This window comes from Exiguobacterium sp. UBA6309, assembly GCF_002439205.1.
In the GTDB taxonomy this organism is placed as follows: Bacteria; Bacillota; Bacilli; order Exiguobacteriales; family Exiguobacteriaceae; genus Exiguobacterium_A.
Window position 1 is genome coordinate 1 of sequence record NZ_DJTL01000002.1, and the last position, 5507, is coordinate 5507.

The following is a 5507-nucleotide window of genomic DNA, read 5'->3' on the forward strand; positions in this document are numbered from 1 at the left end:
AATGAAGCAGGAAAACTGGCTTGTGTCTCGCCTGAGGAAAGGGCGTGAAAAGACGCGTCATTCTTTTTTTGAGTCAGCCCCCATTAAATCGTTTGAAATAAACTATTTGTCGCAAGGGCAGCCGCACTGAGTGCTCCTTGTTTTTCACCCCACGGGACCATCTTGACATCGGTTTCACGTGAAGCAGCGGTCAACGCCGTGTGCTCGACCCGTTCCTTGATTTGATCAACGATCGTGGGTGCGAGCTCAAACATCGGTCCCCCAAGTAAAATCCGGCGTGGATTCAGGAGATGAATCGTATTCAAGACACCGATTCCGATATATTCCCCCGCCCGTTCATATGTACGAACTGCTTGTTCATCGCGTTCGTTTAACCGTTTGCGCAAATCAGCAATCGTCATGACTTGCGGATCCATGACAGCATAATCCCGTAACAATGCTTTTTCGCCTGCTAATGCTTCTAGGCATCCTCTGTTCCCACACGAACAAATCGGTCCATCGAGATCAAGACGCATATGTCCGACCTCTCCCGTAATATGATGTTGTCCGTCGACAAGCTGTCCATCGAGCACATAAGCACCCCCGATGCCTTCCCCGGCATAGAGATAAAAGAATTGTTCGACCCCAACACCTTCACCGAATAATAGCTCAAACGAAGCGAGTGCTCGAACATCGTTTTCGATGAAGACAGGATAATCAAAACGTGCTTCGAGTTGTATCTTCAACTCAACGTCATGTAAATGGAATCGCGGAGCAAAAAGAATGACACCTGTCTCCGGATTGACCATCCCATGGACGGAGATGCCGATACCGTGAATCGTTCCCCGTCCTTGTGTCTGTGCAATCAAGGTCTCGCATAAGCGACCGATGGCTTCAATCAATTCTTCATTCGTCTCAAAGCGTCCCACGGCTTCGGACTCATGAATCGTATTGCCACTTAAATCCGCAACGACACCGATGAATTGGTGACTTGTTGCATCGATACCGATGACGTACTGTTCTGTTGCGACGAGTTCGAGCATGATCGGTTTTCGTCCCCCATTTGATATCCCAAGCTCTCGCTCCGTTACGAGTTGTTCTGCAATCAATTCACTGACGATGTTTGATACTGTCGGCTTCGTCAAGTTCGTCCGTTGCGCTAACTCGACCCGCGAAATCGGTTGATGCATCCGAATCAGTCGCAAGACGAGTGCCCGATTATAGGAACGCATCCATTTAGAATTACGCGGTGTTTCTTTCGCCATGTCCCCATCAACCCCTTTGGTCTGTCTCTTTACTATCTTCGCATATTTTGTAAGGGATTTCACGGTCTCACTTAAAAACCGTTCATCTGCTGAACGGTTTTTGTGCACTTTCATGCTTCGTCATATGGTTGTTCTAAAATCAGGACGCGTGAACCGTCCGGATTCTCGGTCAGTTCGATCTCAACGATTGCCTGACCGACGAGCAAAACGATTGGTAGAGAGGGATCATTCTCGCGAAAGAAACCGATTTTTCCATGGTGTGCGTCCATATAGTCCGCATATAAAAACGTTCCATTGACGTGCAGCTCATCCTTCATTCGATTGAACGACAAGCGCGGGACACCATACCAGGCTTCCCCGTTCAAATAAAGCAAGGGACGCTCGCCGACCGATTCATTCGTCGCCCGCCGGACCTCGATTGCTCCCGTCGTATCGTAATACAATCGATCTTGACCACGTGTCGCGATGACGATCGGATGTTTCTTATACAAGACGACTTCTAAAATTTCATCCGCTTGTTCGACGAAATAACCAGTCTCATCCGACTGGGCAAAACTAATCGTATAAAACTGCATCCAGGAAACGATATCCGTCACTTGAACCGGTTTATGAAAAAGCGCAGAAACAAGTAGTGTTTCTTCCGGGGTGACAAACAGATTGACAGAGATATCCGCTAAGCGGATCGTCCGGATTTGTGTCGAAGGATACGTATGGTCATAACTCGGTACAAGCATCGCTTCATAGTGATCATCCTTTTCGACCAATTCAATCGATGGCATGCGTCGATCAAAATCCGCAATTTGAATTCGTTTCATCCGACATCTCCTCTCACTTTCACTAACAGTCTCACGCAAGTTATTACCCAATATCTGGTTTTCGTGCACTCCCCTGAATTCAAAAAATCGGAACGCATGCGTTCCGATCATTGTACGTACAGATCATATAGTAGATATAGAATGCCTCCCACGATAACCAAAAATGAAAAGATGCCCGCTTTTCCAAAAAAAAACGCGATCGATGGTTTCATCCCGTTCGAATTTTGGCTTTGTCATATAGTACCGCTCCCTTTAACAAGCTCGTAGTACTTTTTTATTTCGACGTCCTCCGTTTTATCCCTTGTTACGATCTGTCATTTCACTCCATTTGCAAAATAGATCAATGTTTCGGTTTCGTCTTCCGTCAACGATCGTCCTGTCTCTTCTGCATATAAAGTCCGCATATCCTTCAGTCGTCCTCCGGTCGCTTCCGTTACACGAATGGCTCGACGCAACATGTTGACCTCTTCTTCAAATTCAGACTTCGGCATCGCTTCTCCATGCGACCAGACATAATAATCGGCTTCTAAACGATCGATTGTTGCGAGTAAGCGCTTCGTCCGTTCGACCGTATAATTCCACTTCGATGAAAAGATATCCGCATACATCGCGTCTCCTAAGAACACGACGCGTTCTTCCGGAATGTAGACGAGTAGGCTACCAGGAGCATGATCATTTTCGACTTCAATCAGTTGGCACTGCACGCCACCTAAGTCAATTTCCAATTGTCCAGTAAAGCCAATCGTCGGTAAGACGACTTCAATATCGCGTGTCGTACCAAACTCGAGCTTGATCGCATCCGCACAAAACGGAATCTCGATCCCTTGATCCATTCGTTCTTGTAATGCTGCATCCGTCCAAGCGTATGGTTGCATCTCTTTCATGCGGGTGATTGTTTGCTGTGTTGCTATCGATGGCAGACCGAGATGTTTCATTCCAAAAATATGATCCCAGTGCCAGTGGGTCAGGGCCAATAAGTCAGGTGATCCAAGATTGTGTTTTTTCATTTCTTCTAAAAACAAAGCGGCATGGGCTGACGAGTTTCCCGCGTCAATCATCAATTGATGCTTCTCCCCACGCACGACGGCGAGAATCGGGCGATCCGTCTCGCTGACCGGTGTCTGATACCAAATCCGTGAAGTCAGTTGTTTGAAGTGTTGCATGCTCTACCTCCTTATCATCTGCTCTTAGTATACGTCATGACAAAACCGGGTTCATCTAGAAGACGAACCCGGTTTGGTTAGTTCTTATTTTTTAGCGTTTGGTCGAAACGGCCACCAGACCCCTTTACCAAACGAAACTGTAATCGCTGGAATCAAGAGTGGTAAGACGATTAATCCATACAAAAGTAGACCTGTGATGACAATCGTCGCGATTTGAACGAGACTCAAGACACCAGACGGCATCATCGCCCCGAAGGTTCCTGCAAGAATGATCGCTGCCGTGATGATGACAGACCCCATTTTTTTCATCGACAGGAACATCGCTTCCTTCGTATCGAGTCCGTTGATCGTCTCTTCCCGGAAACGATCGAGTAGGAAGATCGAATAATCGATACCAAGAGCGATCAACATGACGAATCCGAAGAACGGAACAGCCCAACTGATACCGTCATATCCAAGTCCATTGACGAAAATCAATTCAGCAATCGACATCGACGTGTAATACGTCAGCAATAACGAACCGATCATGAACAACGGCATGATCAACGAACGGAACATGATTGCTAGAATCACGAAGAGACTGATCAGCATGACCGTCACCGTTCGTTTGAAATCGGCTTTCGACGTATCGTTTAAGTCACTGTTAACGCTTGAAATCCCGCCATATGCGACGGTGCTGTCTTCAAACGGTGTTCCTTTGATCGTATTCGCTGTCGTCTTTTTGATTGCAGCGACGGTTTGAATCGCTTCTGGTGAATACGGATCATCTTTGAGGATGACTTCAAACTTCAATCCGGTTTGCTGATCAATCGCGTAACGGTCAATTGCTGGTTTAAAGGCCTTGTCCGATAACGTATCTTTTGGTACGAACACACCTGTCCCACGGATCGATGTCGCTTGTCCCATCTCGGTTAACAAATTCGAGATGTCATCTAGACCATTACTAATTTTCGCAAGCCCTGTGTTTGCTTGACCAACACCATCCGCAAGTTGTGTCAGCCCACTTCCAAGTTGACCGGCTTGTGCTCCTTGTGAGGCTATTCCACTTGCTGCTTGACTGATGCCAGATTGAACTTGGCTCAATTGACCAGACAAGGCATTTAATGTCCCAATGGTTTGCGGGATATTTTGAGTCGATTGCAGACCTTGACCGACGAGCGTCAACTGTTGGTTGATCTGTCCAAGTCCGTCTGCTGCTTGTTGCAACTGACTTGCTCCTGCTGAAGCCGAGTCTCCTGCCGGTAGTTGTCCTGTAATACCGTTGAGATTGTCTTCAACTGTCGTCAGACCAGACTGAACATCCGTAAGACCGGCGGTTGCTTTCTTCATGCCGGAAGCAACTTGTTTTAATTGACGATCGACGTAGAAGTCATTAATGATTTCGCCTGTCGGACGAGAAATCGAACGAACCGATTTGACCCCGTCGATTTTCACGAGCTCACGACTCAACTGTTCCGCATAAGGAACTGTCTTTTCTGTAATCAAATCTTTGTCGCTCTTAAGAATGACATTGACCGGGAGCGACTCACCTGCTCCAAATCCATCCGAGATCGCATTCAGTCCTTTGACCGTATCATACTTCGCACCAATCTCATCGACAGTATTAAACGAGAGGTCATCATCGTACGTAAAGAGTGTCGGGACCGTGACGATCGCAACGATGATCATCGCAAGTAAAGGACGACGGATCGATAACCCACCATAATGTGACCACAGTTTGCTATCTTGGTGACTCGCTGCCTTCTTTGACGGCCAGAATAATTTTTCTTTGAGTGTCGCCATGAAGAAGGGGACAAGTGTAAATAAGACGAGTAAGAGGACGGCAATCCCAACCGCAACAGCGACCGATGATTTGAAGATTGGGAAGTCCGCAAACCCAATCGCTGAGAAACCGACAAGAACAGCAAGACCACTGATTAGTAACGTACGCCCTGCTGTCTTATACGTATTGACGATTGCTGTCTCGACATCGTGTCCTGCCGTCAACTCTTCCTTGTACCGGCTCAGTAGCAAAATACAATAGTCCGTTCCAATCCCGAACAGGATGGCAACAAGGAAGATTTGCGTATAGTTCGATACCGGGAAGCCGAACCAGTCGACAAAAAAGGCGACAAGTGATTGGCTAATCAGGTACGTAAACCCAACCGCAACGAGTGGGATGAACGGTGTGACGACTGAACGGAAGACGAGCAGAAGCAGTCCGAAAATCAATCCGACGGTAATCAGTTCCGTCCGCTTCAGTCCCTCTTGCGAGCTCGTATTAACGTCATCGTTGATTAACGCTT

Annotated in this window: 4 protein-coding genes; all 4 read right to left on the reverse strand. The window is 47.2% G+C overall.

What is annotated here, in order from left to right:
* Positions 1–83: 83 nt before the first annotated feature.
* Positions 84–1244: an ROK family transcriptional regulator gene (locus tag B3M90_RS00050; protein ID WP_214856091.1), complete on the reverse strand. Its 1161-nt coding sequence runs from the start codon at positions 1242–1244 to the stop codon at positions 84–86.
* Between the two features lie 110 nt (positions 1245–1354).
* The gene (locus tag B3M90_RS00055; protein ID WP_290781986.1) at positions 1355–2059 is read right to left on the reverse strand and encodes a hypothetical protein; all 705 of its coding nucleotides are present in this window, start codon (positions 2057–2059) and stop codon (positions 1355–1357) included.
* A 314-nt stretch (positions 2060–2373) separates the two neighbouring features.
* A complete protein-coding gene (locus B3M90_RS00060; protein ID WP_214856093.1) occupies positions 2374–3222 on the reverse strand; it encodes an MBL fold metallo-hydrolase in 849 nt (282 codons plus the stop codon).
* Between the two features lie 84 nt (positions 3223–3306).
* The coding region (locus tag B3M90_RS00065) for an MMPL family transporter (protein WP_290781988.1) at positions 3307–5507 on the reverse strand (2201 nt) is incomplete at its 5' end.